Here is a 26,658-nt window from a genome sequence, read left to right on the forward strand (position 1 = left end):
AAATATTGCAAAAATTTCAAAGGTATGACAGAAGACAAACCACTCAGACAAATCATAGAAGAAATTCCTCCTGGAAATGTTCTTTTCAGGACAGACTTTCCGCAATATAATGTGGAGTTTGTGGGAAATGTGCTGACTAAACTCGTAGAAGACAATGTAATTGTCAAGTTGGCTCAGGGCATCTACTATAGGCCTAAGCTGAGCAGGTTTGGAGCGGTTAAGCCATCTATAATTCAGATAGCAGAGAGTATTGCGAAACGCGACAATGCCGTGATTCTTCCCGTTGGAGAGACTGCACTTAATGAATTGGGACTATCTACACAAGTCCCAATGACCTATACATTCCTTACTAACGGTAGTGGTAGAACTATCAATCTGGGTAATCAAACCATTGTATTCAAGCGTGGTGTTCCACGTAATTTTGCATATAAAACCACACTAATGGCTTATCTTGTTCAAGCTCTCAGAGCACTGGGTAAGGATAACGTTGGCGAAACAGAACTATCTCAAATAAGAAAACTCATTCGAATGGAACCAGAACAAGACAAGCTTCGTCAGGATCTAATGATGGTTCCTATATGGATGCGAAAAATGATATCACCTATTATAATTAAGAAAAGTAATGAAACAAACACTTTGGATAAATAATAACGATACCGACCGTTCATACATGTTGGAAAAGACCGAAGAGAGTCATCCTGGTATTGGACGGGCGGCAATTGAAAAGGACTGGTGGGTTAGTGTCACATTAAAGGCACTATTCCAGGCGGATTGTGCAGAAAGCTTGATATTCAAAGGCGGTACCAGTCTTAGCAAAGGCTGGGGATTGATTGAAAGATTTTCTGAAGATATTGACCTGGCTATCAGTCATTCATTCTTTGGCGTCAATAAGTCCAACAAGAGTCAACGCGATAAGCTGCGCAAGTTGTCGAGAGCCTATATCCAAAGCACTTTGTCAGGTCAACTTGATGAACGTTTAAAGGCCATGGGTATCACAGGCTACCAGATAGAGAACATCACTCATGTAGAAAACAGGGAAGGTGAACTTGTTCCTATTGATAGCGACAAAGATCCAACCGTCATCGTGCTTCACTACGACAGTCTTCTCACTCGGAAGATTGACTACATCCCGCCCAGGGTGAAGATTGAGATAAGCTGTCTCTCTATGGACGAGCCAGTTGAGGAGCGTGAAATACGTTCACTTATATGCGGGACATTCCCTGATGATGATACAGATGCTGTATGCCGAATCAAAACTGTAGTGCCTACTCGTACTTTCTTGGAGAAGATATTCTTGTTGGCAGAGGAATTTCAGAAGGACAAGCCTCGAAGTGTCAGGATGTCCCGCCATCTCTATGACCTTGAGCGTCTTATGGATTCTGAGTTTGGTAAGTCTGCATTAGCGGACAAAACTTTATATGATGCCATCATTGAACATCGAAAAGCCTACTATGCGCTAAGATATGTGGACTACTCATTGCATCACCCAGACACCATTAACATTCTGCCACCAGAGAACGTGCAGGATGACTGGCGACAGGATTATTCCAATATGCAGCGATACTTCATTTATGGAAGGTCATTGGATTTTGATCATCTAATGCAGCGGATTCAGGAATTACAACAGAGATTACGAAACATGTAGACGTGTCGAGACAAGATAATACAAATCCACAAAATGTGGGAAATATTGCAAAAATTTCGTAGATATTATTAATTACAGGATAACACATTATGCCAATAGGAACACCCTTATGGGATGACTTTGTAAAAAAACTGAAGGAGGTAAAGACTACTGTTGAGGATATGGGCTTTATGCCGAAGTATGTCCCCAATGAATCTGATTATGAATCCATGTCTGCAGTAGAGAGGGAAATGACTGAAAGGATGTTTCGTGATTACTATTGCTGCTACGCTAAGATGTCAACAGAAATCGTGCATAACAATATGATTGTTGTGGTTGACAAGGTAAATGAAGAGGTTCGCAATCTCTACTATAACAATTTTGTGAATCTTGACCTGATTCTTAATAAGATTGGTGACGACTTCCTGAAATATACCATCAACATGTCTGAGTTATGCAATATCAAGAAGATAAAGGCCACCTATTTGGACTTGCTTGTGAAATATGGTATCACCCATCCAAGTAATGCCGAGAGATACGAAGAATTTCTCTGTCGTATAGGACTTGAATACATTTATTGCGTCAATCTTCTAACAGACTCGTTTGACAGCCGTGTATTCAATGAAGCTCAGAAGAAAGAAATCAAACGTAGAATCCTCTACAGCGCAGATCTCTTAATGGATGAATTTGGCAAGATGCCGACAGTTATTGACCTTGAAAACGATTTCAAGGAGAAAGTGGAATCACTGCGAAATGAGATAGGCAGTTATCATCTTCCAAAAGATTTTGCAGAGCATTTTACAGCGCCGTTTAGAGGTATTGGTACTGGTAACATCGATTACTACAAGCAACTTGAAGATAGTTTGACTGATAGGGCCAAGAAAAGAAGCGTTTTGGAATATGCCAAGATAGCCCACCTTATATATAATAGTGATAAGATGTCGAGACTGAAGCCCAATTCTTTTACAAACTGGTACAAATATTTCTGCCAGATTGTGGGCTGTGAGCATAATCCTGATTACAAACCAGCAAAGTTAAAAGACACAAAAGGGCTTGAAAAAGAGTTCTATTACTTGACAAAGTGATGTTTTGACGGGAATCTATCCCCTCATCTTCCCCAGACCATTTCCCCTGCCACGTTCGCAATATATTGATAACCAATATATTGCGAACGTGGCTCGTTTCCCCTTTTTATTTCTCTGAATTTATTGGGATAATTTTGCAGCACAAAAATTAATTTCAATAAATTATGGAAAATATAGTAGTATTAAATGAAGAGCAGTTCGAGGACATTATCTACAGAACTGTTAGCCGATGCCTCAATGAGAAGAACATCGGTAACTTCGGGGAGAAACCCGAAGATGAGGGGTTTTATACACGTGATGAACTATGTGAACTTCTGCACATTGCTTATCCTACTCTTTGGAGAATTGAGCAGTCTGGCATTTTGAAATGTCAGAAGGTAGGACGCAAGAACCTATACTCAAAGCAGGAAGTCAACATACTTATCAAGTCTGGGAAGTTGGCAAAGTATGGTCACCGATAGTAAATGTGTAAGGCTATGGGTATCTATGACTACATGAATCATTTCTGGTTCGAGAATGAGAATGATCCATGCTCTCTGAGTGAGGGCGTTCTCTACTTCTATCTGTTGTATGAGGCCAACCGCCAACACTGGGCATCACCTTTTAAGGTCAGTACCCAGATGCTGGCGGCACGGCTGAATACTTCTAAACAGAACGTAATGAAGGCAAGAGATGGACTTAGAAAGAGAGGGCTGATTGACTTTTCTAAAGGTGAAGGCAAAGGCAAGCCTGCATTGTACACCCTCCGTCTTTCGGAAGAACAATCTCAATCGTTGTCTCAACTGATGACTCAACAGTTGACCGAATCATTGGCTTCCGAGTTGCCCCAATCGTTGCCCCATTCCAATATAAAAGAAGAAAATACAACAAAAGAAGTAGGAGAAGAAAAACAATCTCCTTCATCCAATTCAAAAGTTGTGTTGACTCTTTCAGAGCTAATGGAAAAATTGTTGAATGACAATTCTTGGCTCCTTGGATTATCTGAACGACTGGCCAAGAATAAGATTATTCTTAATGGCGAAGAGTTGAAAGACAAAGTTAGAGAATTCTTCTCAGAACAGGAACATAAGGGCTGTAAGGGAAAAGAAGAGGCTGACTGTCGTGAGTATGTTTTTAACTGGATTAAATACAAATACAAGAATTATTATGGAAATGAATCAAAGTGCAATGGCCAAATTAGCACAATTAAGATCGAAGCTAATAGGCCAGAAGACTACACCGGGTATTGTTAAGTTCCCGATGTCAACAGAGGAAGCTGCTCTTAATATCGAAGTGGCGTTCCAAGTAGAGGTAGAAAAGCGTGGTAATACTTATGTCAATAGTGAAGAACTGCATAATCATATCTGGCAGATAGCCGAGTTGTTCACCAAGCCTACCAACAAATTCGGTATTATGCTGTGTGGTGGCGTAGGTAACGGCAAGAGCACAATGATGTATGCCCTGCAGAATCTCATAAGGAGTCTTGAGATTCCTCTGATAGGTAATACAACATTTAGCACATACGGGATGAGAATAGAAAGCGCCAAGTTCATCTATAACCAAGTAAAAGTTGACTCTAAAGAATACTTACATCTACAGCAAACCAATATGCTTGGGATTGATGACCTTGGCGAGGAAGAGCCTACACTGATTAGCTATGGCAACCGTGTCACTCCTGTGATAGATCTCTTGTCATATCGCTATAACAGGATGCTTTTCACCATGGTGACAACCAACCTAACCCCACCACAAATCCGCATGCTCTATGGTATCAGAATAGCAGACCGTTTTAACGAGATGATGCTTATCCTTAACTATCAGGGGCTGTCTTTCAGAACACCGTAACATTCGGGATGTATAGTAACGTGGCGGACAGGGGCGACCATTAGCAATAATGGTGTAGCTTACTATACCAAAATTTCCGGTTTCTGTGCATGGCACACAAAGCCGTCGCGAGCAGAGTCGCTAAATTTAGGTAAGTAAGCCACGGGGCTTGCCCCTTTGGATTCCCCAGCAGGGAGTGACTTCTCCCTACACCTACCGCTCAAGGCTCTGCCCTAAGAACCTGCCAAGGGCTACTTGCCCTATGGAACCTCGCAAGGGGGTGACCCTCCCCCTTGACCGCCCCGCTCAGAGGTCTCGACCTCTAAGAACTCTGACCAGGGAACAATCCCTGGACCCAATTGTTGAACAACTTAAAAGTTTACAAATTATGGCAAAAGGTGATAGATTCGTTGTCCTAACGATGGACAAGCAAACTGGCAATGCGGGGGGACTCTCCGCCCACATTGACCGAGAAGTATATGACGCTAATCTGGACCGAATGGTAACATTCCGTCCGAAGAGCGTCCGTGATGATTCTCGTACAGCACTCAACCGTGAATGCATTGAGGGAGCAAAAAAGGCTGGCCGAACACAAGCCATTTGGAACCGACTAAAAGAAGAAGGTTTTTCCCGCGAGAGTTCAGGCAAAAAGAAGATAGTAACGAAAGGGGAAAAGAAAACCCGTAAGATCAAGGATGATGCGGTCATCGCTCTATGTTTCATATGCAGTTCCGATGAGGAAACCATGAAGCAATTCGAGAAAGAGGGCAGGCTTGATGACTGGATAGACTCTACTCTTGGCTGGTTTAAGCAGGAGTTTGGTGACAAGAACGTAGTATCCGCTGTTCTGCACATGGACGAGACAACTCCCCATCTGCACGTCACAGTTGTCCCAATAACATACGAAGAGCCAAAGCCGCGTAAGGAGAAGCCCAAGTTTGACGAGAGAGGAAAGCCCTTGCGTAAATATGAGACTGACGAGAACGGTAACATTATCCTCGATGAGAGCGGCAGGGCTATTGTCAAGAAGCGCACCTACAAGAAGCAAGAGGTAACAGCCCGACTCTCTGCCAAGGATATTTGTAATCCTGTAGCAATGGAACGTTGGCAGACAGGATATGCAAAGGCTATGGCCCCATTTGGTTTGCGTCGTGGGATTGCTGGCAGTAAGCAGAAGAGAGTGCCACCTGCTGAATGGAATCTTCAGCAAGTCAATGGTCAACTGATGGCTGTTGAAAAGGAAATTGAGGAAAAGAAAGCCGAGATTACCAAGATGGCTCAGGCATCTTGGTATGACAAGATATTTAACTCTGGGTTGAGTCCCACAGTGAGAAAAGTGCTTGAAGATAAAGAAAAAGAACACAAAGAAGAACTCCGTCAGGCAACAACCGCTGTTGACGAGGATGGCCGTCCCTATATCTGGACAAGTGGCAGCAAGAAAGACCAGGATGTCACATGGGAAGAATTAGCCAAGTTCCGTGAAAAGGAGAAAAAGAAGGCAGAGATTCAAGCCAAAGCGGACAAGGAAGCTGCTCTTGCCAAGGCTAAGGCAGACAAAGAAACTGCTGTTGCCAAAGCCAAGGCAGACGCAAAGGCAGAACTTGATGCCGAGATAGCCGAGAAAAACAAGTTATATGGCAACATCAAATCGTTGAACGAAAAGTTGTCCAAGTCTGAGGAGTCAAATAAGTTGCTACTTGATAATCTCAAAGGTATCAGGGAATTCATGTTTGAAACATGCGGCCAAAAGTTCAGAGAAGTTGTCCAGATGATTCTTGACCAATGGAAGGCTGGCATCAAACACTTTGCTAAGGAAATGAAAGATATCTTTCTGCAAGCGATGAGTTTTGAGAACACTACAGAATGCCGCAAGTCATATGTAAGCAATGCTTTTTGGTATGCAACACTGCTCGTTAAGACAGTTACAGACTGGAAAGGAGATAACGCCACTATCAATTCCCTACAAGATGATGCTAATCGTATCGCTGATGGAACCTGGGAGTCATACCATCAGAAGCGTGACCAGCTCTTTGACGATGCCGTCAATGCTCTGGTAGAAATGGGCAACTGTCAAAATCAACGCCATCTGAACCAAAACCAAGCCAATATTATTGAAGCATTCCTTGCCTTTGATGGCAGTGACAGGACACAATTATGTGAAGAAATCTGGAATGTCGCCAGTCCCAAGGTTGATTATTATTGGCGTGATGGAACCTTTGACGCGCTTGAAGAATTGCGCACAAAGGAACTCTATAACAGAAAATACGGTAATGGGCGATCGATTTAATTCGATCGCCCATTATTAAGGTGATTACTTGTTATTATGACACTTCAAGTGTCATCAGAGGAGTCGATGCCCATCCGACAATTGTATTATTAAATTTATTACTCATCAAACTTGTTTGCTCCCCTCACAGTATGGCGCAAGGCACTGAGAAGTTGTTGCGACTCCTGAACCAAATTCAGAAATACAGTCATACTCTCAATATTGAGTTGCTTGGCTTGAATGTCGTGGATGATAGTCCGTCGATAATCGGAAAGCTGTGATTGCAGTTTTTCGGCATCACCACGTATCAACGCCATTGTTTCGGCATGGCAGGCCCGGTTGAAGAGTTGTAATATCTCATTGCGCATCTGAATGAACTCTTGGATATATTTGCTTGGCACCGGACTGAAGTTGTTGCCTACATGCTCTAAGCATGGCTCACCCATACGTTTCAAGCAATATACCATTTGCGCCAGCGAGTTGATTGTCAGAAAGTACCATGTGCCCTTCTCAATACTCAACATGGGGTCTATACGTCGTTGGACCATAATCTGTTTGCGTCGCTGGCGTTTTATATCTTTGCGTTGGTTTTCGGTCACCGCTGCGGTACGTTTCAGCGTACGATAGTCCTCATAAAAGAAAGCATCGGTCATCGATTTATAAGTTTCTGCTACCAATTGTAGTTGATGTGTGATGGTTAGTGCCACATGTTGTCGAAGCAGTATCCAACATTCTGCTTTATCGCTGCTACGAACAATGCGATCAAACAATTCGTCGGCCTCACTGGTCTTGTTGCTTTTTTCATAGCGCAGATGGCTTCGAATAAGCAAGAAGATGGCCAGCGCGATGGCAACGGCCATTGCCACAAACGATCCAAAGAACAGGGCGATGCAGACGAGGAAGCACAACATGAACGCTACACCAGCCGTGATGAACCAACCACCTATGACCGATAGCACACCAGTAATACGGAATACTGCGCTCTCGCGACTCCATGCTCGGTCTGCCAGCGAAGCACCCATGGCTACCATAAAAGTGACGTAGGTGGTGGATAGCGGCAGTTTGAGCGATGTACCCAATGCCACCAGCGCCCCAGCGAGAACCAGATTGACCGCTGCACGAATCTCATCGAAGGCGGCTCCCCGCTTCAGCACGGCAGCATCGGCATTAAAGCGTGAGTCAATCCATCGCGCCACACCATTCGGAACTACAGAAGCCATGCCGTTGGCCATATTTCTGGACGTGCGCACCAACGTCCGTGCCACACCACTCGAACCAAACATCTCGTCACCCTCATCCTGTCGCGAGAGGTCCACCGAGGTCTTCACTACGTTCTGCGCCTTCTTTGAGAAGACCAGTGCGAGCACCATCACCACACCTGCCGCGATGAGATAGAGTGCGGGGGTATGAGCACTATCCATCAGTGAGTACATCATGTAGTCCTGCGATTCGCCATTGCCGTTGGCCATGTAGTCCTGATATGCCTCAAGTCCTGTCAGCGGAACACCTACAAAGTTCACGAGGTCGTTGCCTGCAAATGCCATTGCCAGGGCGAAGGTGCCCAACAATACAACGAACTTTAGTACGGGCAGTTTCATGGCACTCAGCAGCGTCAATAGCACAGAGAAAACGGCCGCGCCTCCGCCAATAATCAGAAGCGTGTTTTGACTGACCATTTCTTTCAACTCAGGCGTCATTAAACTGCTACTCTTCAATCCGTTGATAAGCAGGAACCAAACAATGGCCGTCACTGATAGTCCACCAAAGATACCAATCTTTAACGACGATGCAACCAGACTTCCCATCTTGCCTGACTGATCTGTCGTTCTCCCGTTCACACGGTATGTAAAAGTGAAAACGACGCGTGCCACCCACTGCACCAGCATGCCGAGGACAAACGCAATGGCAACACTGAGGAAAATGCCAAGGATGACCGAAATGGCTTTCTCCGTGTTCAGCAGATCACCTAATGAAAGTAACGTCCCGTCTGCTGCCGTTGCCCCGTGGAGTATCTGCAGCAGGGCGATGGCAAATGCTCCTCCCAGCAGTTCGAATACCATCGAGACGGTGGTGGATGTCGGCATGCCGAGCGTGTTGAACACATCGAGCAGTACCACGTCGGTAATCATTACAGCCAGGAATACACACATCACGTCGTAGAATGAGAAATACTGTGGCGTCATGATGCCGTGCCGGGCCACGTCCATCATGCCATTGCTCAAGGCCGCTCCAGCAAACACACCGATAGCCGCCACTGACACAACTGTCCTGTATCTCGCCACCTTAGCACCGATGGCAGAGTTCAGGAAGTTTACTGCATCATTGCTGACTCCGACTACGAGGTCAAAAACTGCCAGCACAATAAGAAATATAACTATTCCGAGAAATAAGGTATTCATTATTCTTTTTATTTGATTACATATATCGTTTCATTCCTTCGCCACCAACTCCTGCATATAACTCTAACAGGCTCTTTGCGGGGCTTGATTGAATTTTGGGAATAAGGACTTCTTCTACTTGAAAGAAACCTACTTCAGCTTTCATGCGTATCTCTATTTTCAAAGGACGCTCATGCCCCTGTTCAATTTTTACCTTTTCAATAGAGTTTGCAGAATACTTGTGAATATCGCCTTCTGCCGGTTTTGAATGAATCTCCAAAGGAATACGAGCACGTCCTTTTGTCATATCACAACCATCAGCAATCAAGATAAGACCAGCCTCAATAGAATGGATAGGATGCGTAGCCATGTGTCCGATAATGCCTTCCATAGCAATAGAGCGTATCACCGTTCTTCGTATAATATTCTTATCTTCAGGCATCAGTTGCGTTAATGTGTCATTGATGATTGAATAACTGATTATGCTGGAATAAAGCTCATGATCTTTGCGACTGATGGTCATTCCACTATCATGAAGGAGAGAGGCAAGCATTACAGCACAGACACTATCTGCATATGTGCCGGACTTTTCCTTTTCTAGACTTGTCTCCACACTTGCTTCGTGAAGCAAAAAGAGCATTTTTAAAGCATTGCGGCATACAATCTTCATGTGTACAGGTCCGTGATCATTCAACCCCAACCGACCTATTGATACTATGTTGGCATAATTTTGTATAGCATCTATTTCCTGATTATTCTGAAGATGATTCCATAGTCTTAAAGGCAGGTCATCGCCAAATGTCTGGTCATCCACTATCTTTGTGACCAAATCAGTTATCTTCTCTTCGACTTGTATTTCTTTTGGTGATTTTGATTCCATAGTATGACTAAATATGATACACATATCCCGATGTTAACACGTGAAGAGCTTTATCTAAGCCACCAGCCGACCTTTTCAGGTCAAGTAAATACCCCATATTGATGGCATGATGAGCGTTGATCTTATATGACGTTCCAGCGGCTATGCGCATCTCATCTATTTGAAATTGTTTACCTAGATTATTGAACATCTCAACCGATGCAAAGGGACTCCAGCCATTCATTCTACTATTGGTCATCTCTGCCTTAAACCGATTACGCAGATGATGTTCATTGCTTGCATTCTCGTTGCCCCTCTGCATTGTATGTGTATACTGATATCGCTCGCGCAAAGATAGTTTAAGCCAATTAAACACCTTACATCCTGGTGTTATGTCGAACATAAGGCGATGGCGGGGAACCATTTCATTTACGCCATCTATCGTATGGTTCTTTAAGTGAAATTCATAACTTCCTCCCAATTTAAGGAGTTTGGATATTTTATACGTACAATCTATGCCTAACTGCCAACGGTCAACACTACCAACATTGTTCTTCGTGCGGATTTCGGTGTTCACTCCAAGGCTCCAACTGTCGTTTACATTCTTTTCCGTGCCAATAGTAGTCCACATACCGAAATCATTGGTAGTTTGAGCCTTAGATAATCCGATGAAAATAAATGTGAGAAACAACACTAGGATGACAAATCTCACCCAATTAAAGATTCTCTGAATTTTTTCTGCTTTTTCTTTATCCATAAATGATTTAGCCAACCGTTAGTGATTGACATTGCAAAGATAAACTGAACATGTTACAAAAACATTTCATTCGTGTGATAGATAGGTTACATTACCGTTTGTAACAGGATTGTAACATGGACGTAACAACAGCGTAATAAGATTGTAATATCTTTGCAGCAAAATTTATAGGATAAAATACAAATGGAATTGATTATTAACATTTTCTCGCTTGTGGGGTCGCTGGCATTGTTCCTCTTTGGAATGAAGACAATGTCGGAGGGTCTGGAGAAGTTTGCAGGCGATCGCCTGCGCAGTATTTTGGCTGCGATGACAAAGAATCGTGTGATGGGTGTTCTAACAGGTATTCTTATTACGGCACTCATCCAGTCATCGAGTGCCACAACCGTGATGGTTGTAAGTTTTGTGAATGCAGGGTTGATGACGCTTGCGCAGTCTATTGGCGTCATCATGGGTGCAAACATCGGAACAACAGTTACAGCATGGATTATATCAGCTGTTGGCTTTAAGGTGAACATCGCTGCCTTTGCTATCCCCTTGTTGGCTATCGGTATGCCATTGATATTCAGTGGCAAGGGTAACCGCAAGAGCATTGGCGAATTCATCTTCGGCTTCTCGTTCCTCTTTATGGGATTATCGTTTCTGCAAGAGGCTGCCACAGCGATGAATATCGGTGATATGGTGGCGGGGATGCTGGCTCACGTGCCTCAGGATTCGTTCTTCACCATCATCCTCTTTATTATTGTGGGTGCATTGGTCACGATGATTGTTCAGGCGTCAGCTGCCACAATGGCCATTACGCTGATGCTCTTCGGCATGAACATCCCTGGTTTTGGCTTCGAACAAGCAGCTGCGCTGGCTATGGGACAGAATATTGGTACCACCATCACTGCGTTTATGGCTTCGCTGACTGCCAATACACAAGCGCGCCGTGCAGCTCTGGCCCACATGTTCTTCAATGTGTTTGGTGTCGTGGCGTTCCTCATCGTGTTCTATCCCGCTTGTGATGCCGTTAGTTGGGTAGTAGAGAACTTAATGGGTGGTGGCAACGATCTCTTTAAGCTATCAGCCTTCCACACCGCCTTCAACATCATCAACACGCTGTTGCTCATTGGTTTTGTGAAGCAGATAGAGATGTTTGTATGTCGTGTGCTGCCAATGAAGGCACAAGACGAGGACTATCGCCTGCGTTTCATCAGTGGCGGTCTGCTCTCTACAGCCGAACTCAGCATTATGGAGGCACAGAAGGAGATTCGCAGTTTCGCTGAGCGTTGTCAGCGCATGGCAGGTTTCGTGCCCACGCTTCTGGAAACGAAAGACGAGATGGAGTTTAATAAACTCTTTGCCCGTATTGAGAAATACGAGAACATCACCGACTCGATGGAGATGGAGATTGCCAGCTATCTGAACAAGGTGAGTGAAGGTCGCTTGTCGGATGCGTCGAAAACTCAGATACAAAAGATGCTTCGCCAGATATCTGAGTTAGAGTCCATCGGTGACTCGGTTTATAACCTGGGGCGTACCCTGAATCGCCATCGCATGCACTGTCAGGAGGACTTTACTGCCGAGCAGATGCAGCACATGATGACGATGCTGCAACTGGTAGGTGCTGCCCTCAGCGAGATGCTGAAACGCATTGACCAACCCACTACCAAGAATGGTGTGAAGACCTCGCTTAACATCGAGCATGAAATCAATAACTATCGTACACAACTGAAGAACCAGAACCTGCACGATGTAAATGCTGGACTCTACGACTATCAGTTGGGTGTGTTCTATGTCGATTTCATCTCAGAGTGTGAGAAACTTGGCGACTATGTAATGAATGTTGTGCAGGCAGGTAAGGGCTTGAACAATGACTTTGGCGACGGTCCTATCAACGGACAGGGCTAAAACCTTGCGAGTGTGAACCTGATGGTAAGCCCGCCACCAGGCGTAGAAAGTGCAATTGCTTGTCCACCATGGGCGGCAACTGCATTTTTCACGATGGCAAGCCCTAGACCTGTGCCACCAAGTTTGCGCGAGCGCCCTTTGTCTACACGGTAGAAACGTTCAAACAGGTGCTCACGGTGCTGCGCCTCTACGCCTTGGCCATTGTCGCTTACATTAAATTCGTAGAAGTGGCGTCCTTCTATTTCAATCTCTTGGCAGGCGATGATTAACCGTGTGGCCCCGTAGGCATAGGAAATAGTATTGTCTATCAGATTTCGGAAAATGCTGTATAGCAGGCTCGAATCACCCTGTACTTCTATATTCTGTGGTAATTGGAGTTTTAGTTCGATACCTTTCTCTTGTAATTGCAAGTCTGTGTCATCTATCACATTTGTGATAATCTGCAAGACATCAACTTGACGATACTCATGCTGAGCATTAGATGAACTATCATCAATCTCGTCTAGTTTAGTAAGCACACTCATATCCAGCAGAAGCTTGTTCATGCGTTCACTTTGAGCATAACAGCGTTCCAGAAAATGTTGTTTCTTATCATTTGGCATATCGGGATTGTCGATGATGCTCTCTAAATAACCATGAATGCTGGCAGCAGGTGTTTTCAGCTCATGAGCGGCATTCTGGGTAAGCTGACGTTTGATACGCACTTTTTCTTCTTCCGAATGACGTAGTTTCCAATACAACATGATGATAGTGTGGCTGATATCACCCAATTCGTCATCTGGCAGCCGACGCTCCAATTCGTGGTCAAGTTCCTCACCTTCCTCGGCTTTCACGGCAAATTCACGTAAGTAACCAATGTGTCGGCTGATACGGTGAGTGATATAGTAGAGCACGATGCCCAGCAACAGGGTGAGAACGCCTGAAAAATAAATGAAAGTATAGTCTGCCTGCAATGATCGGGTCAGCTCTGCAGAATAGGGTACGGCAGCACGAACAATCATATCGCCGAAACGAGTTGCAGAATAGAAGTAGGTCTCGTGAGTAGACTGTGACATACGTTTGATATCGTAGCCACTGCCCTCTCGCAAAGCCTGTTGTATCTCCGTTCTCTGTAGATGGTTCCCCAATGCTTCCACATCAGTATCATAGCTATCAAGGATGACCCGTCCTTCCTTGTCTATCACAGACACTCGAAGTCCCTCCATCTGATGATGTATAACATAATCGCGAAATAGCCGGCTACAGCTAATACTATCCTTGCCTACCGTCTGCACCATCTCATAGTTGTACATCTGCAGTCGTGAATGAAGAATATCAATTTTATACTCCTTTTCACGCTTATACTGATATACGCTAAAGCATATAGCAAAGAGCAGAAACACACCACCGATGCTTAGCAGTAAATTACGTTGAAAGGATTTACTTTTCAAAGCAGTAGCCATATCCCACACGTGTTTTTATCTGTTTGCCATAATGGCCTATCTTCTTACGTAATCTGGTGATGTTCACGTCCACCGTGCGGTCAAGAACCAGCACATCCTGTGGCCAACAATACTTCAATAAGTCTTCCCGAGAAAACACCTTGTTAGGATGTTGGAGAAAGAAAGACAACAATTCAAATTCCAGTTTGGTGAATTCTAGTTCCTTTCCGTCGCATATTACAGTCTTGGCATTCAAATCAACCATAATTCCTTCGTAAGCAATCTTATTATCAACAGCAGTAGAAACCGTTTGCTGCAATTGAGTACGTCTGAGTACAGCCTTAACCCTAGCCTTCACTTCTTTCATACCCAATGGCTTGGCAATATAGTCGTCAGCACCGATATTCAATCCTTTTACCAAATTGTCCTCACTGTCGAGTGCCGTAATGAAGATAATGGGAATCTGTGTCGTAGCGGGATCGTTCTTTAGTCTGCGCGCCATCTGGAACCCCGACATTTCTCCCATCATAACATCTAGCAGAATAAGCGAATAATCTTGTAGGGGTAGTTCCAGTGCCTCCTCTGCTGAATTGGCTGTAACCACCTCAAAACCTTCATTCTCGAGGTTATATTGCAGTATTTCACAGATATCCTGCTCATCATCTACAACAAGTATCTTCATAATTCTTCTGAATTTCAAGGCGCAAAGTTATATATTTTTTCCGAAAAATAGAAAGGATTTATATTACAATGTTATTAAATCTCAATATAGCAGGTGTGTCTTGCATGATAATTATTGTTTTACGTAAGTGTTCAGCCGCCTCTTCAAATTCGAGGGAATTCTGCAAAGTTGTGGGTGCAGGCTGGGTGCATCGTTCAAAATTGGGTGCAAATTGGGTGCAACTTTGAAATGTGAGGAAAAGAAAAATCCTGTAAGTCATTGACCTACAGGACTCTTTTTAAGGCGCTTCAGGATGGGCTTGAACCAACGACCCCCTGATTAACAGTCAGGTGCTCTAACCAACTGAGCTACTGAAGCAGGTTTTGCTTGTTTGCGGGTGCAAAGGTAATACGTTTTTCTGAAATGCGCAAACTTTTTGAGGAAAAATTTCATGGGAAAGGTGTTTTTTTGTAACTTTGCAAGCAAAATAGTTTATTTTATAGTTCATGAAACTTAAAATTGTATCGCTTATCCTGCTGTCATGTCTGACAATGCAAGTATCTGCACAGGATGTAAAGAATCATAATCTGGAGGTGGCAAAGAATCTGGAAATCTTCAATGCCATCTATAAGAATCTCGACTTGATGTATGTGGACACCTTGGATGCCAACACAGTGATTGGAACGGGTATCAACGCCATGCTGCGCTCGCTGGACCCCTATACTGAATATTATCCTGAGGAGAAACAGAAAGACCTAAAACTGTTGATGACGGGTAAGTATGCTGGTATTGGTGCCCTGGTACGCTACCATCAGAAATTGAAGCGTGTCGTGATTGAAGAGCCTTATGCCGGGATGCCTGCCGCAGAGATAGGACTGAAAAAGGGAGATATCATCCTGCAGATTGACGATACGCTGATGACAGACAAGACAGTATCGTATGTCAGTGAGCATCTGCGTGGTGACGCGGGTACGACCTTTGTCCTGAAGATTCAACGTCCGTCAACAGGTAAGAAGATGACTTTCAAGATCACACGCCGCAGTATCAAGATGCCTGAGATAACCTATTATGGCATGCGTCCGAATGGTATTGGATATATCAACCTGAACACATTTACGGGTGAGCCGTCGAAACCAATGCGCCGTGCCTTCCTGGATTTGAAGAAACGAGGTGCCACGAAACTGATTCTCGACCTGCGCGGGAATGGGGGCGGCTCTTTGGCAGAATGCGTGGATATCGCCAACATGTGGATTCCACAAGGGGTGACACTGGTAGAGACAAAAGGAAAGATCCGTCGTGCCAACTCTGAGTACAAGACACGTCTGGAACCTGTTGACACCTTGATGCCGCTCGTCATTCTCGTCAATAACGAGACCGCATCTGCCAGTGAGATCGTCAGCGGCTCTGTACAAGACCTGGACAGAGGAATAATTATAGGTACGCGCACATACGGAAAAGGACTGGTTCAGATTCCCAATATAGAAGTACCCTATAACGGTAATCTCAAACTGACTACCTCAAAATATTTCATCCCCAGTGGACGCTGTATTCAGGCTATCAACTACAAACACACGAGCGGAGGCTACAAAGAGCATGTCCCAGACTCCCTGACACGAGTGTTTTATACCAAAAAGGGACGTGAGGTTAGAGACGGGGGCGGTATCATGCCTGATATAGAGGTGAAGCCTGACACCATGGCAAATATTACCTTGTATCTGGACCGTATTGACTCCACAGAGACCGTGCTTGACTATGTGGTCGACTATATTGCCAAGCATCCGACAATAGCACCTGCCAAGGATTTCCATCTGACAGATGCGGACTATGCCGACTTCAAGCAGCGTGTAGTCAAGGCTGGGTTCACCTACGACCAAGTCAGCAAGAAACAATACGAGGAGCTGGTGAAAGTTGCCAAGTTCGAAGGCTATTATGACGATGCCCGTGCGGAGTTTGAGGCTTTAAAGGCAAAACTCGACCATCACGACATTGCCCGTGACCTCGACCTGCATAGGGAAGAGATTCAGCACATGATAGAACAGGACATCATCTCTGCCTACTACTATCAGGAAGGACAAATGGAAGCTGCACTGCAACACGATAAGACGCTGAAAGAAGCAGAGCGGATCCTGAACACGCCAGGAGAGTATGAGCGAGTGCTTTCTCCATCCAAAAATGAAAATAATCAGTAAAATACTTGCAGGATTGCGGAAAAATGCGTAATTTTGCAACCGTTCAGCGGAATGAGGGGCTTGAAAAAGCCTCTCATTCTTGTTTAATAACCAAATAAGGTGTATGATTAATAAAGACGTAGTAAAAACAACTGTAGAGGAATGGCTCTCTGGAAATGACTATTTCCTGGTGGACGTTGAGATGACGCCCGATGGCCGTATTGTGATTGAAATAGACCATGCCGATGGTGTATGGATTGAGGATTGTGCAGCACTGAGTCGTTTCTTGCAAGAGAAACTGGGTGAGGAACTGGGCGATTACGAGCTGGAGGTTGGTTCAGCAGGTATCGGTCAGCCCTTCAAGGTAGTACAGCAATACCGTAACCATATCGGCAAGGAGGTGGAAACCCTCCCTCTTGACGGAAAGAAGCAACAAGGTATCCTCAAAGAAGTCGCAGACGACGGACTGTCGTTCGTGATTACAGTAAAAGAGAAACAAAAGCAGGAAGGGAAGAAGCGCCCTGTCATCGTAGATGTCGACAAGACCTTCAAGATGGAGGATGTCAAGTACACCAAGTACCTGTTATCTTTTAAGTAGAATAAGTATAAATAAAAATAATAATCAATGGCTACAAAGAAAGAAGCTAAAGGTCCCTCTATGATAGAGACCTTTCAAGAGTTTAAAGAGACCAAGAACATTGACCGCACCACGCTGGTAAGTGTACTTGAGGAGAGTTTCCGCAATGTGATTGCCAAGTTATTTGGCTCTGACGAGAATTTTGACGTGATTGTAAACCCTGACAAGGGTGACTTTGAGATTCATCGCAACCGTATCGTGGTCGCTGATGGTGACGTACAGGACGAGAACAAGGAAATTTCCTTGACAGAGGCACAGAAGATTGAGCCTGACTATGAGATAGGCGAAGAGGTTTCTGAGGAGGTGGACTTCCAGAAATTCGGTCGTCGTGCCATCTTGAACCTGCGCCAGACACTTGCTTCTAAAATTCTGGAACTGGAGCACGACTCCCTGTACAACAAGTATAAGGATAAAGTCGGACAGGTCGTCAGCGGTGAGGTCTATCAGATGTGGAAACGTGAGGTATTGCTAATCGACGATGAGGGTAATGAGTTGCATCTTCCGAAAATGGAGCAGATCCCCAGCGACAACTACCACAAGGGTGAGACCATCCGCGCCATCGTAAAAGAGGTACAGAATGAGAACAATAATCCTCGTATCATCCTATCCCGCACCAGTCCACAGTTCCTGGAGCGTCTGTTAGAAGCCGAGGTCCCAGAGATTAACGATGGTCTGATCACCATCCGTCGCGTGGCCCGCATGCCAGGAGAGCGTGCCAAGATCGCCGTGGAGAGCTATGATGACCGTATCGACCCCGTAGGAGCATGTGTCGGTGTGAAGGGAAGCCGCGTACATGGTATCGTCCGTGAGCTTGGTAATGAGAATATTGATGTCATCAATTTCTCAAATAACACGCAGCTCTTTATCCAACGCGCCCTGAGTCCCGCTAAGGTCAACAGAATCGTGCTGAACCCAGAGGAGCACAAAGCCGAGGTCTACCTGAACCCAGAAGAAGTAAGCCTTGCCATTGGTAAAGGTGGTCTGAATATCAAGCTCGCCTCTATGCTGACAGAGTTTACGATTGATGTATTCCGTGACGTGAATGAGGCAGAGGAGGATGAGGATATCTACCTCGACGAGTTTGCCGATGAGATTGACCAGTGGATCATCGACTCTATTAAAGCGATTGGTCTGGATACTGCCAAGGCTGTATTGAATGCTCCTCGTGAGATGCTGGTAGAGAAGGCAGACTTAGAGGAGGAGACTGTTGACCATCTGTTGGAAGTACTCCGTGCAGAGTTCGAGTAAAGTTTAGAGTTTAAAGTTTAGAGTTTAGAGTTAAGAGTTAATGGGAGTAAGATTAAATAAAGTATTATCCGAACTGAATATAGGACTTCAAACGGCAGTTGATTTCCTAAAGAATAAGAAAGAACTTGGTGAGGTAAAGGACGAGATGACACCAAATACGAAAATCTCGGACGAGCAATATCAGGCATTGGTCGGTGAGTTCAAAGGCGATAAAGCTGTCAAGACACAGGCTGACATGATATTCACCAAGAAAGTCAAGGAGAAGAAGACAGAGAAGGTCGAGAAAGTGGTGGAGAAAAAAATCACCGTGACCGAGGAACTGTTGGAGCATCGCCCACAGTTTAAAACTGTTGGCAAGATTGACCTTGACAATGTAGGGAAACCTGCTGTCAAGAAAGAAGAACCCCCTGTGACTGCTGCCGAGAGTCCAGAGGAAGAGAAGCCTCAGGTGGAGACGCCGATAGAGGAAGTGAAAGAAGAACCTGTTGTAGAGGCTCCTTCTGTGTCGGAGTCAGAGTCTGAGGAGCCTGCCACTATCGCAGAGACAGAGAACGAAGAATCCACCGCTTCTGGTGTGAAAGTGATTGGTAAGATAGACCTCTCGTCCATTAACCAGAGTACTCGTCCTAAGAAAAAATCAAAGGAGGAGCGCCGTAAGGAACGCGAAGAGAAAGCCGCCCAGCAGCACGCTGCCAGTGGAGAGCGCAAAAAACGTGAGCGCATCCGTTCCGGCAAGGTGGATATTGAGGCTGCTGCCAGCCAGGCAAACCAACAACAAGGAAAGAAGAATAAGAACAAGGGTGGTAACCAGAACTTCAATGACAACCAGCAGCAAGGTGGTGGAAAGAAGAACAAGAAGAACCGTCCTGTCAAGTCCCTGGAGGTAGATGACGAGGCAGTAGCACGTCAGGTCAAGGAGACCCTTGCCCGCCTGACCTCTAAGAACCAGAACAAGAAAGGTGCCAAATATCGTCGCGAGAAACGTGATGCCGTACAGGAGCGTTTAAGCGAGGAGATGGCAGCAGAGGCAGCAGAGAGCAAGGTATTGAAACTGACAGAGTTCGTAACTGTCAGCGAGCTCGCCACGATGATGAATGTGGGTGTCAACCAGGTTATTGGTACTTGTATGAGCATCGGTATCATGGTAAGTATCAACCAACGTCTGGATGCCGAGACCATTAATATCGTTGCCGAGGAATTTGGCTTCACTACTGAGTACGTGAGTGCTGAGGTACAGAACGCAATTACAGAGGAGGCTGATGATGAGAACGACTTGCTAACTCGTGCTCCCATCGTAACGGTAATGGGTCATGTTGACCATGGTAAAACCTCTTTACTTGACCATATCCGTAACACTAACGTGATTGCCGGTGAGGCTGGTGGTATCACTCAGCACATCGGTGCTTATAACGTCAAACTGAAAGATGGTCGTCAGATCACCTTCCTTGACACTCCAGGTCACGAGGCGTTTACCGCTATGCGTGCCCGTGGTGCCCAGGTGACCGATATCGCCATTATCATTATTGCCGCTGATGACTCTGTGATGCCTACTACCAAGGAGGCTATCGCCCATGCCCAGGCAGCCAATGTACCCATGGTCTTCGCTATCAATAAGATTGATAAGCCAGGAGCTAACCCTGATAAGATACGTGAGGACCTTGCCAATATGAACCTGCTCGTAGAGGAATGGGGTGGCAAGTACCAATGTCAGGAGATCAGTGCGAAGAAAGGTATTGGTGTCGATGAACTACTGGAGAAAGTGCTTTTGGAAGCTGAGATGCTCGATCTGAAGGCAAACCCGAACCGTAAAGCTACGGGTAGCATTATCGAGTCATCGCTGGACAAGGGTCGTGGCTATGTCAGCACCGTATTGGTATCTAACGGTACCTTGCAGGTGGGTGATGTCGTCATTGCCGGAACAGCATGGGGTAAAGTAAAGGCGATGTTCAACGAGCGTAACCAGCGTATCGAGAAGGCCGGTCCTGCAGAACCTGCTATCATCCTCGGTCTGAATGGTGCTCCTACCGCTGGTGACACTTTCCATGTGATGGAGACAGAGCAGGAAGCTCGTGAGATTGCCAACAAACGTACCCAGTTACAGCGTGAACAGAGTCTGCGTACTACGAAGACCGTTGGTCTTGATGAGATCTCCCACCGTATTGCCCTTGGTGAGTTCCATGAGTTGAACATCATCGTGAAGGGTGATACCGACGGTAGTATTGAGGCTCTCTCTGACTCATTCATCAAACTGTCCACAGAGAAAGTACAGGTGAACGTCATTGCCAAGGCTGTCGGTCAGATATCAGAGAACGATGTCATGCTTGCTTCTGCTTCCGACGCCATCATCGTCGGCTTCCAGGTTCGTCCTTCAGCGGATGCCCGTCGTGCCGCAGAGCGTGAGGGTGTCGAGATCAATACCTATTCTATTATTTATGATGCCATCGATGAGGTGAAGTCGACGATGGAGGGTATGCTCGACAAGGTGAAGAAAGAAGTTGTCACTGGTGAGATTGAGGTCAAGCAAGTGTTCAAGATTTCCAAGGTCGGTACTGTTGCCGGTGGACTTGTTACTGAAGGTAAGGTACACTCTAAAGACAAGGCACGCGTGGTTCGCGATGGTATCGTAATCCATACTGCACCTATTGATGCCCTGAAGCGCTACAAAGATGATGCCAAGGAAGTGGCAACAGGATTGGAGTGCGGTATCTCACTGGTCAACTTCAACGACATCCAAGTTGGTGATATCATCGAGACCTTCATGGAGATTGAGGTAGAACAGAAGTTGTAGGCAGAATTATATATTGAGACTAGATAACATATTAATATTTTATATCTTCTAAAGATTGAAGATTATTTGTTATTCTGTTATGATGTCTATAAAAAGTTCTTATGTCTGAAAACAAGAATGAGTTTGTCCGTCAGGTTGCCGAACAGAAATATGAGTTCGGCTTCACGACGGATGTACATACAGAGATTATTGAGAAAGGGCTGAACGAGGATATCGTTCGGCTCATCTCTGCTAAGAAAGGGGAACCCGAATGGATGCTTGAGTTCCGCCTTAAGGCTTTCCGTTACTGGAAGGAGCAACAAGAGCCAAAATGGGGACATGTACATGTGCCCGAGATTGATTATCAGGCGATTTCGTATTATGCAGACCCACTTGCCAAAAAGCCTGAGGGTGATGGTAAGATAGACCCTGAGTTGGAGAAGACCTTCGACAAGCTTGGTATTCCCCTTGAGGAACGACTGGCACTTAGTGGTAATACTGCCGTTGACGCCATTATGGACTCTGTCAGCGTAAAGACAACTTTCAAGGAGAAGCTGCGTGAGAAGGGAGTTATCTTCTGTTCCATCGGAGAGGCTATCAAGGAACATGGCGACCTAGTGCGTCAGTACCTTGGGACAGTGGTGCCTTACAAGGATAATTTCTTTGCGGCATTGAACAGCGCGGTCTTCTCTGATGGCTCCTTTGTGTATATTCCGAAAGAGGTGCGCTGTCCAATGGAACTGAGCTCGTATTTTCGCATCAACGCCCGTAACACAGGACAGTTTGAACGTACACTCATCATTGCTGATGACGATGCTTATGTATCGTATCTTGAAGGGTGCACCGCTCCTATGCGTGACGAGAACCAGTTACATGCAGCTATCGTTGAAATTATAGTGAAAGACCGGGCAGAGGTAAAATACTCTACCGTTCAGAACTGGTATCCTGGTGATGAGAACGGCAAGGGTGGTGTTTTGAATCTTGTAACCAAACGTGGCGATCTGCGTGGAGTGGACTCCAAACTCTCGTGGACGCAGGTGGAGACAGGTTCTGCCATTACATGGAAATACCCCTCTTGTATCCTCAGAGGTGACCATTCACAGGCAGAGTTCTATTCTGTGGCTGTCACTAATAACTATCAAGAGGCGGACACAGGTACCAAGATGATTCATATTGGCAAGAACACCAAGTCGACCATTATCTCGAAAGGTATCTCTGCAGGTCACTCACAGAACTCATACCGGGGATTGGTGCGTGCGGCTGCCACTGCTGATAACGCCCGTAACTATTCTAGTTGTGATTCGCTATTGCTGGGATCCGATTGTGGTGCCCATACCTTTCCTTATATGGATGTGCACAACGATACTGCTGTTTTCGAGCATGAGGCTACCACCTCAAAAATCTCCGAAGACCAGCTCTTTTATTGCAATCAGCGCGGCATACCGACCGAACAGGCGGTCGGTCTCATCGTCAACGGCTATGCCAAGGAGGTCTTACAGAAACTACCTATGGAGTTTGCCGTTGAAGCTCAGAAACTACTAAGTGTATCTTTAGAAGGAACTGTTGGATAAAATAATAAAAACTATGTTAGAGAAATTATTTGGATTTGATCCCTCCAAGATGACCTTACGCAAGGAGGTGATAGGTGGCATTACCACCTTTTTAACGATGGCTTATATCTTAGCTGTCAATCCCAGCATCCTCTCTGCTACTGGCATGGATGCAGGTGCTGTGTTTACCACAACGTGTATCTCAGCTGTAGTAGGAACCTTAGTGATGTCTATCTATGCCAAATTGCCTTTTGTCTTGGCTCCTGGCATGGGACTGAATGCTTTCTTTGCATTTACCGTCGTGCTCACTATGGGCTATTCGTGGCAGTTTGCGCTAACTGCTGTCATGATAGAGGGACTTATCTTTATTTTGCTGACCGTTACTGGCTTGCGCCAGTATATTGTTAACGCCATCCCCTTGGTCTTGCGTCGAGCCATCAGTCCTGGTATCGGACTGTTTATTGCCTTCGTGGGTCTGAAAGGCGCTGGTATTGTAGCCTCGTCGGAAGCCACATTCATCACATTGGGTAATCTTCATGACCCCGCTGTGCTGCTTAGTATCTTTGGTATCATATTAACGGCTGCACTCTTGGTTAGGGGCATAACAGGATCACTGCTCATTGGTATCTTGGCGACCACCATTGTAGGTATCCCTTTAGGCATTACCCATTTTTCGGGTATCATGTCAGCACCACCATCTATCAGTCCTATCTTCATGCAGTTTGAGTGGCACAATATTCTCACGGTAGATATGGCTGTCGTAGTGCTCACCTTCCTGTTTATCGATATGTTCGATACCATCGGTACCCTTATTGGTGTATCTAACCGTGCAGGTATGGTTGATGATAATGGCAACGTGAAGAATCTGAATCAGGCCTTTATGGCTGATGCCATTGGTACTACTGTCGGTGCTATGCTTGGTACATCAACGGTAACGACTTACGTAGAGAGTGCTTCTGGTGTCAACGTAGGTGGACGCTCTGGGTTGACTAGTTTTATTGCCGCCATCTGCTATGTTGTGGCACTGCTCTTTGCACCGATATTTCTTGCTATTCCTGAACAGGCTACAGCTGCTGCACTGATCCTGGTTGGTGTCATGATGATGTACGATATCCGCAAGGTTGATTTCTCCAATTATGTAACGGCTATACCTTGTTTTATCTGTATTGTGCTCATGCCACTTACCTACAGTATATCTGATGGTATCCTTATGGGTGTTATTTCCTATGTGCTGATCCATCTGTTGTCAGGAACATTCAAAGATAAAGACATACGTAACAATATGAACTGGGGAACCATCCTTCTGGCCATTTTGTTCATCTGCCGTTATGCATTCCTGTAGTTCGATGTTAAAAGAATAATAGAATGTTAGAAGTCAAAAACTTACACGCCAAAATTGGAGAAAAAGAGATATTGAAAGGCATCGACCTCCTTATTAATGATGGTGAGACACATGCCATCATGGGACCGAATGGCTCTGGTAAGTCGACACTGAGTGCTGTGCTCGTGGGTAATCCTCTCTACGAGGTAACGGAGGGTGAGGCTTATTTCAATGGCAAGAACCTGTTGGAAATGAAACCAGAAGACAGAGCCCATGAGGGTCTTTTCCTATCGTTCCAGTACCCTGTGGAGATCCCAGGTGTCTCAATGACCAACTTCATGAAGGCTGCCATCAACGAGAAACGTAAGTATCAAGGGCTGGAGCCTATGAACGCTGCTGAATTCCTGAAACTGATGCGTGAAAAGCGTAAAGTGGTAGAACTGGATTCCAAACTGGCAAACCGTTCTGTAAACGAGGGGTTCAGTGGTGGTGAGAAGAAAAGAAACGAGATCTTCCAGATGGCGATGCTCGAGCCCAAACTCTCCATTCTAGATGAAACAGACTCTGGTCTGGATGTTGATGCAATGCGTATCGTGGCAGAGGGGGTTAATAAGTTACAGACACCAGAAACTTCTTGTATCGTGATTACCCATTACGATCGCCTACTGGAGATGATTAAACCTCAGTTTGTGCATGTCCTCTATAATGGACGTATTGTGAAGACTGGCGGACCAGAACTTGCCGTACAGATTCAAGAACACGGCTATGATTGGATTAAGGAAGAAATTGGTGAAGAATAATGGGTAGCGAGAAGCAATACATAGAACTCTACGAGGAATGTCGCGAAATGATTCACAAGCATAGCAGCGATGTGATGAATGCGGAGCGTGACGAGGCTTTCTATCGTTTTAAGGCACAAGGATTCCCATCAAAAAAAGTGGAGCGCTACAAATACACAGACATGCAGAAGCTCTTCGAGCCTGACTACGGCTTGAACCTGAATCGCCTCCAGATACCTGTCAATCCTTACGACGCATTCCGTTGCGATGTTCCCAACCTCTCTACGAGTCTTTATTTTGTAGTGAACGACATGCTCTATCACGACGAGAAACCCAAAGGACATCTTCCTGAGGGTGTCATCATTGGCTCACTGAAGGACTTTGCCACTAGTGACTATTATAACCATTTAGCTGGTCAAGCGAACGATGCCACTACCGACCTCAATACCATGCTGGCACAAGACGGACTATATGTCTATGTGCCCAAGAATGTAAAGGTAGAACGTGCCATTCAAGTGATTAATATCTTGCGTAGTGATGTCGATCTGATGGTGAGCCGTCGTGTTCTCATCATTCTCGAGGAAGGTGCCGAAATCAAAATGCTCTTCTGTGATCATGCTGCCGACGACCGTCATTTCCTTGCTACACAGGTCATTGAGGCTTATGTGGGAGTAAATGCTTCTCTAGACCTGTATTGCCTGGAGGAGACACACGCCAAGAACGTACGAATCAGCAATGTGTATATTGACCAGCAGGCAAACAGTCATGTGAATCATCATGTCATTACCCTACATAACGGTGTTACTCGCAACAAACTCGACTTGACACTTTCTGGTGAAGGTGCGGAATGTCAGTGTAATGGTTGTGTGATAGCAGACAAGCAACAACACGTTGACAATAATACACTTATCATTCACCAAGCTTCTCATTGTACCTCTAACGAACGCTACAAGTATGTCCTTGACGATAAGGCGACAGGAGCCTTTGCCGGACGTGTATTGGTTGAGCATGGTGCCCAGAAGACCGTCTCTCAGATGACGAACCAGAACTTGACAGCGACAAAAGAGGCTCGAATGTACACCCAACCTATGTTGGAGATTTATGCCGATGATGTGAAATGTGCCCATGGATCAACGGTAGGTCAGCTCAATGATGCCGCTTTGTTCTATATGCGCCAGCGTGGCATCTCTCTGAAAGAGGCGAAAATGCTTTTACAGAATGCCTTCATCAACGAGGTCATCGACCAAATGAATCTAGAGCCTTTACGCAACCGTCTGCACCATCTGGTGGAGAAACGCTTCCGTGGCGAGCTAAACAAATGTGAGGGCTGTAAGTTATGCAAGTAAAGATGGTGAAAGGAAAGTACCAAGACTTTTTCCATGAATAATTTGTATGGATAATATCTTTTTTTTATCTTTGCAACTGAAAAAAATGTAATGTC

Annotated in this window: 21 protein-coding genes and 1 tRNA gene; 16 read left to right on the forward strand and 6 right to left on the reverse strand. The window is 45.3% G+C overall.

The genetic code is table 11. From position 1 onward, the window contains the following. The first annotated feature begins 24 nt into the window (after window positions 1-24). The 7 genes from BM257_RS01075 (at window position 25) to mobV (ending at window position 6,799) form a co-directional block, all read left to right on the forward strand. A complete protein-coding gene (locus BM257_RS01075; RefSeq protein ID WP_092067358.1) occupies window positions 25-648 on the forward strand; it encodes a DUF6088 family protein in 624 nt (207 codons plus the stop codon). Next, window positions 623-1,645, forward strand: a complete 1,023-nt coding sequence (locus BM257_RS01080) for a nucleotidyl transferase AbiEii/AbiGii toxin family protein (protein ID WP_092067360.1) — start codon at window positions 623-625, stop codon at window positions 1,643-1,645. The genes BM257_RS01075 and BM257_RS01080 overlap by 26 nt, the downstream gene beginning before the upstream one ends. A gap of 89 nt (window positions 1,646-1,734) precedes the next feature. Next, window positions 1,735-2,709, forward strand: a complete 975-nt coding sequence (locus BM257_RS01085) for a hypothetical protein (protein WP_092067362.1) — start codon at window positions 1,735-1,737, stop codon at window positions 2,707-2,709. A 164-nt stretch (window positions 2,710-2,873) separates the two neighbouring features. After that, complete coding sequence (locus BM257_RS01090; protein WP_092067364.1) at window positions 2,874-3,170, forward strand: helix-turn-helix domain-containing protein; 297 nt, start codon at window positions 2,874-2,876, stop codon at window positions 3,168-3,170. A gap of 15 nt (window positions 3,171-3,185) precedes the next feature. After that, window positions 3,186-3,941, forward strand: a complete 756-nt coding sequence (locus BM257_RS01095) for a cyclic nucleotide-binding domain-containing protein (RefSeq protein ID WP_143096695.1) — start codon at window positions 3,186-3,188, stop codon at window positions 3,939-3,941. Window positions 3,942-3,948: 7 nt separating this feature from the next. Continuing rightward, window positions 3,949-4,533 carry a P-loop NTPase family protein gene (locus BM257_RS01100; RefSeq protein WP_092067368.1) on the forward strand — a complete coding sequence of 195 codons (585 nt, stop codon included), beginning with the start codon at window positions 3,949-3,951 and terminating at the stop codon, window positions 4,531-4,533. A gap of 367 nt (window positions 4,534-4,900) precedes the next feature. Further along, window positions 4,901-6,799 (forward strand): MobV family relaxase, encoded by a 1,899-nt coding sequence (gene mobV / locus BM257_RS01105; RefSeq protein ID WP_177215972.1) that lies wholly within the window; start codon window positions 4,901-4,903, stop codon window positions 6,797-6,799. Between the two features lie 98 nt (window positions 6,800-6,897). Here the strand turns inward: mobV and BM257_RS01110 are convergent, their stop codons facing one another. From BM257_RS01110 to BM257_RS01120, 3 genes are read right to left on the reverse strand one after another with little or no spacing between them, the layout of a single operon-like run. After that, window positions 6,898-9,177 (reverse strand): inorganic phosphate transporter, encoded by a 2,280-nt coding sequence (locus BM257_RS01110; RefSeq protein ID WP_092067372.1) that lies wholly within the window; start codon window positions 9,175-9,177, stop codon window positions 6,898-6,900. A 16-nt stretch (window positions 9,178-9,193) separates the two neighbouring features. Beyond that, window positions 9,194-10,036, reverse strand: a complete 843-nt coding sequence (locus tag BM257_RS01115; protein ID WP_092067374.1) for a phosphohydrolase — start codon at window positions 10,034-10,036, stop codon at window positions 9,194-9,196. A 7-nt stretch (window positions 10,037-10,043) separates the two neighbouring features. After that, window positions 10,044-10,772, reverse strand: a complete 729-nt coding sequence (locus BM257_RS01120) for a DUF2490 domain-containing protein (protein WP_092067376.1) — start codon at window positions 10,770-10,772, stop codon at window positions 10,044-10,046. 183 nt (window positions 10,773-10,955) lie between these two features. On the opposite strand from BM257_RS01120, the gene BM257_RS01125 reads away from it, so the two are divergent. Then, window positions 10,956-12,665 carry a Na/Pi cotransporter family protein gene (locus BM257_RS01125; RefSeq protein ID WP_092067378.1) on the forward strand — a complete coding sequence of 570 codons (1,710 nt, stop codon included), beginning with the start codon at window positions 10,956-10,958 and terminating at the stop codon, window positions 12,663-12,665. Here the strand turns inward: BM257_RS01125 and BM257_RS01130 are convergent. The 3 genes from BM257_RS01130 to BM257_RS01140 form a co-directional block, all read right to left on the reverse strand. Continuing rightward, on the reverse strand, window positions 12,662-14,107 hold the full coding sequence (locus tag BM257_RS01130) for a sensor histidine kinase (protein WP_092067380.1): 1,446 nt from the start codon (window positions 14,105-14,107) through the stop codon (window positions 12,662-12,664). The two genes, BM257_RS01125 and BM257_RS01130, sit on opposite strands and share 4 nt — an antisense overlap. After that, the gene (locus tag BM257_RS01135) at window positions 14,085-14,768 is read right to left on the reverse strand and encodes a response regulator (RefSeq protein WP_092067382.1); all 684 of its coding nucleotides are present in this window, start codon (window positions 14,766-14,768) and stop codon (window positions 14,085-14,087) included. The genes BM257_RS01130 and BM257_RS01135 overlap by 23 nt, the downstream gene beginning before the upstream one ends. Window positions 14,769-15,051: 283 nt before the next feature. Beyond that, window positions 15,052-15,125, reverse strand: a tRNA-Asn gene (locus tag BM257_RS01140). A 128-nt stretch (window positions 15,126-15,253) separates the two neighbouring features. On the opposite strand from BM257_RS01140, the gene BM257_RS01145 reads away from it, so the two are divergent. The 8 genes from BM257_RS01145 to sufD all read left to right on the forward strand — a co-directional run bounded on the left by BM257_RS01145 (window position 15,254) and on the right by sufD (window position 26,563). Beyond that, window positions 15,254-16,936 (forward strand): S41 family peptidase, encoded by a 1,683-nt coding sequence (locus BM257_RS01145; RefSeq protein ID WP_092067385.1) that lies wholly within the window; start codon window positions 15,254-15,256, stop codon window positions 16,934-16,936. 103 nt (window positions 16,937-17,039) lie between these two features. Then, on the forward strand, window positions 17,040-17,513 hold the full coding sequence (rimP, locus tag BM257_RS01150; RefSeq protein WP_092067387.1) for a ribosome assembly cofactor RimP: 474 nt from the start codon (window positions 17,040-17,042) through the stop codon (window positions 17,511-17,513). A gap of 27 nt (window positions 17,514-17,540) precedes the next feature. Next, window positions 17,541-18,800: a transcription termination factor NusA gene (gene nusA / locus BM257_RS01155; RefSeq protein ID WP_092067389.1), complete on the forward strand. Its 1,260-nt coding sequence runs from the start codon at window positions 17,541-17,543 to the stop codon at window positions 18,798-18,800. 40 nt (window positions 18,801-18,840) lie between these two features. Continuing rightward, window positions 18,841-21,588 carry a translation initiation factor IF-2 gene (gene infB / locus BM257_RS01160; protein ID WP_092067391.1) on the forward strand — a complete coding sequence of 916 codons (2,748 nt, stop codon included), beginning with the start codon at window positions 18,841-18,843 and terminating at the stop codon, window positions 21,586-21,588. Between the two features lie 101 nt (window positions 21,589-21,689). Beyond that, window positions 21,690-23,138, forward strand: a complete 1,449-nt coding sequence (gene sufB, locus BM257_RS01165) for a Fe-S cluster assembly protein SufB (RefSeq protein WP_092067393.1) — start codon at window positions 21,690-21,692, stop codon at window positions 23,136-23,138. Window positions 23,139-23,151: 13 nt separating this feature from the next. Next, window positions 23,152-24,459: an NCS2 family permease gene (locus BM257_RS01170; protein ID WP_092067395.1), complete on the forward strand. Its 1,308-nt coding sequence runs from the start codon at window positions 23,152-23,154 to the stop codon at window positions 24,457-24,459. Window positions 24,460-24,482: 23 nt separating this feature from the next. Continuing rightward, the gene (sufC, locus tag BM257_RS01175) at window positions 24,483-25,238 is read left to right on the forward strand and encodes a Fe-S cluster assembly ATPase SufC (RefSeq protein WP_092067397.1); all 756 of its coding nucleotides are present in this window, start codon (window positions 24,483-24,485) and stop codon (window positions 25,236-25,238) included. Next, window positions 25,238-26,563, forward strand: coding sequence for a Fe-S cluster assembly protein SufD (gene sufD, locus BM257_RS01180; RefSeq protein WP_092067399.1), 1,326 nt, complete (start codon window positions 25,238-25,240; stop codon window positions 26,561-26,563). The genes sufC and sufD overlap by 1 nt, the downstream gene beginning before the upstream one ends. Window positions 26,564-26,658: the final 95 nt, after the last annotated feature.

Source organism: Prevotella sp. tf2-5 (assembly GCF_900115435.1).
GTDB lineage: Bacteria > Bacteroidota > Bacteroidia > Bacteroidales > Bacteroidaceae > Prevotella.